The organism is Lamprobacter modestohalophilus (assembly GCF_016583905.1).
In the GTDB taxonomy this organism is placed as follows: Bacteria; Pseudomonadota; Gammaproteobacteria; order Chromatiales; family Chromatiaceae; genus Lamprobacter; species Lamprobacter modestohalophilus.
This window is the reverse complement of sequence record NZ_NRRY01000130.1, coordinates 1-2,188: the sequence shown is the minus strand read 5'-3', so window position 1 is coordinate 2,188 and position 2,188 is coordinate 1. Positions and strand designations below refer to the sequence as shown.

Below are 2,188 nucleotides of genomic sequence, written 5' to 3'. Positions count from 1 at the left end.
GCGCCGAGCCCCCAGCAACCCCCAAGCCCTCAAGCCTCAAGATTCACCAAGCCACCGCGGCCGGCCTGGGTCATCTCCGCGATCTGCTCGACCAAGCGCATCATCTCCTCCGGCGGGATCTGGCGGATCACATCGCCTGACTCGCTGTCGACAATGCGCGTGATCAGCCGCTCACCGGGCGGCTCGCTCATCTCGAACTGCACGCCATCATTGTTCATCACCTCGTTCACCCGCTGCAGCGGCTCTTCCAGATCACTGCGGCCCGGGGCCTGATTGCTCTCCGCTTGCGCCAGCGTACTGCCGACGCTAGGCAACGCCTGCAGCAAGCCCTCCAAGCGCTGGCGCGGGTTGAGCTGGTTGACCGGGGCGGTGTTCGGGGCGGTTTGGCTGATATCGGTGATGGCACTGGACAGGGGAATGGGCTCCTTGTCAGACGGTTAGCAGAATCGGACGCTGAATCGAAGCGCGGCCCGATCGCCGCGAAGGGGAGGGCGACGCTGCGTGCCCCGAGACGATCAGCCTCGAGTTCGAGTTTGAGCCCCGCGCTCGCTACCATCCGCCTGCTGACCAGCCGATCTCAACCGTGATCCGCCCCGGGTTTCGCGTCCGGTGCTTCGCCCTGTTTTCATCCAAGCGTTCAACCCGCTAGACTGTTTCAATGACCCCCAAGCATCCCAACAGCCCAGACAAAGCCCGCTTACGCGAATGGCACCGGGCCTTTGGCATCGCGCTGGTGGAGGTGTTCGCCGACGTTCCCTGGCGAGTCGAACTCGAACAAGAACTCGCACTGACCAGCCAAGAACTCGATGTCGCGATCATCGAAGCCGCAGAAGCCGGTGGCAAAGCCCCGCTACCCGATCCGCTACCCGATGGACTCGAGAATCTGCGCGCCATCAACCTGCTGAGCTACAAATCCCGCCATGAAACCCTGGGTGTCTGGTCGCTGGATGAACTGATCGGGTATTACGTCCTCTACCGCAAAGTCAACGTCACCGCCGAGCAGGCCCGCCATCCGCGCGACGCCTTCGGCCTCTATGCCGTCGCCACACGCTATCCCAAAGGGCTCGCGCGCAGTCACGGCCTGCAACCCACCGCCTGGAAAGGCGTCTACGACCTGCCCTGGGGCGGGCATCGGGTGCGGGTCATCGTCCTCAACCGGATCAGCAAACACCCGCGCAACGCCCCCTGGGAACTCTTCGCCAGCGAGCAGGATCGCATGCGCCAAGGGCTCGAACACTACCGCCACCGCCTGCGCGAGCCCAACCAAAACGGCCGCTGGACACTGCTCGAACGACTGCACCTCATCTTCCAACGCGAGGCACCCGAGATGGCCTACACCCTGCAAGACTTCATCCGCGAGACTCATGAACTGGTGATCGAAGACGCGCTCAAGCGCGACCCCGACGCGATTCTCAAGCGCCTAGACCCCGAGCAGCGCCTCAAAGGCCTCGACCCCGAGCAGCGCCTCAAGGGGCTCGACCCCGAGCAGCGCCTCAAAGGGCTCGACCCCGAGCAGCGCCTCAAAGGGCTCGAACCTGAGCAGCGGCTCAAAGGGCTCGAACCCGAGCAGCGGCTCAAAGGCCTAGACCCCGAGCAGCGCCTCAAAGGGCTCGAACCCGAGCAACGCCTCAAAGGGCTCGACCCCGCCATCATCGAAGCCTGGCTGGCGAAACAGCGCCGGGATCACTGAGCGCGCGTCCGCCTCATCGACTGGATGATCCGCCGGCCAGCAGCCCGCTCAGCGGCATCATCCAGGTCGAGATCGCCTCAGGCGATAGGGCCTCCCTGCAAGCCGCTGTCGACCGGCTGGTGCGCCTGATCCAGGCCGACCCCAACAAGGCCCGCCTCGATCGGCTCATCACCCGCTGGCTCAAGCGCCATCTCCAGCGCCTTGGCGCACAGATCGACCTTACCCAGATCAACTCACTCGTCGAGGACAAAGCGATGTTGGCCGAAAACCTACTACACTGGGCAGAACGCGAGCGCCAGGAGGGCCGAAAAGAAGGCCACAAAGAAGGCCGCCAAGAAGGTAAAAAAGAAGGCCAAAAAGTGGGCCGCAAGGCGGGCGTGGAGGGCACCCTCCGCAAACTCATCACCCTCAAATTCGGCGACATCCCCGAGTCGGCATCCAAGCGCCTAGAGCAAGCCACAGACGAGCAACTGGACACCTGGGTCGAGCAGATCCTCA

General features: G+C 63.9%; 3 protein-coding genes. 2 read left to right on the top strand and 1 reads right to left on the bottom strand.

Translation table 11 applies throughout. The features are described from left to right. Window positions 1–29: 29 nt before the first annotated feature. Window positions 30–335 (bottom strand): flagellar protein FlaG, encoded by a 306-nt coding sequence (locus CKO42_RS26220; RefSeq protein ID WP_200252286.1) that lies wholly within the window; start codon window positions 333–335, stop codon window positions 30–32. Window positions 336–658: 323 nt separating this feature from the next. On the opposite strand from CKO42_RS26220, the gene CKO42_RS26215 reads away from it, so the two are divergent. Beyond that, window positions 659–1,690 carry a DUF3106 domain-containing protein gene (locus CKO42_RS26215; protein WP_242479732.1) on the top strand — a complete coding sequence of 344 codons (1,032 nt, stop codon included), beginning with the start codon at window positions 659–661 and terminating at the stop codon, window positions 1,688–1,690. 119 nt (window positions 1,691–1,809) lie between these two features. Continuing rightward, the coding region (locus CKO42_RS26210; protein ID WP_476737491.1) for an RpnC/YadD family protein at window positions 1,810–2,188 on the top strand (379 nt) is incomplete at its 3' end.

Excerpts from the sequence above, each read along its gene's own strand:
- CKO42_RS26215 (WP_242479732.1), top strand. The coding sequence starts at position 659 with ATGACCCCCAAGCATCCCAACAGCCCAGACAAAGCCCGCTTACGCGAA.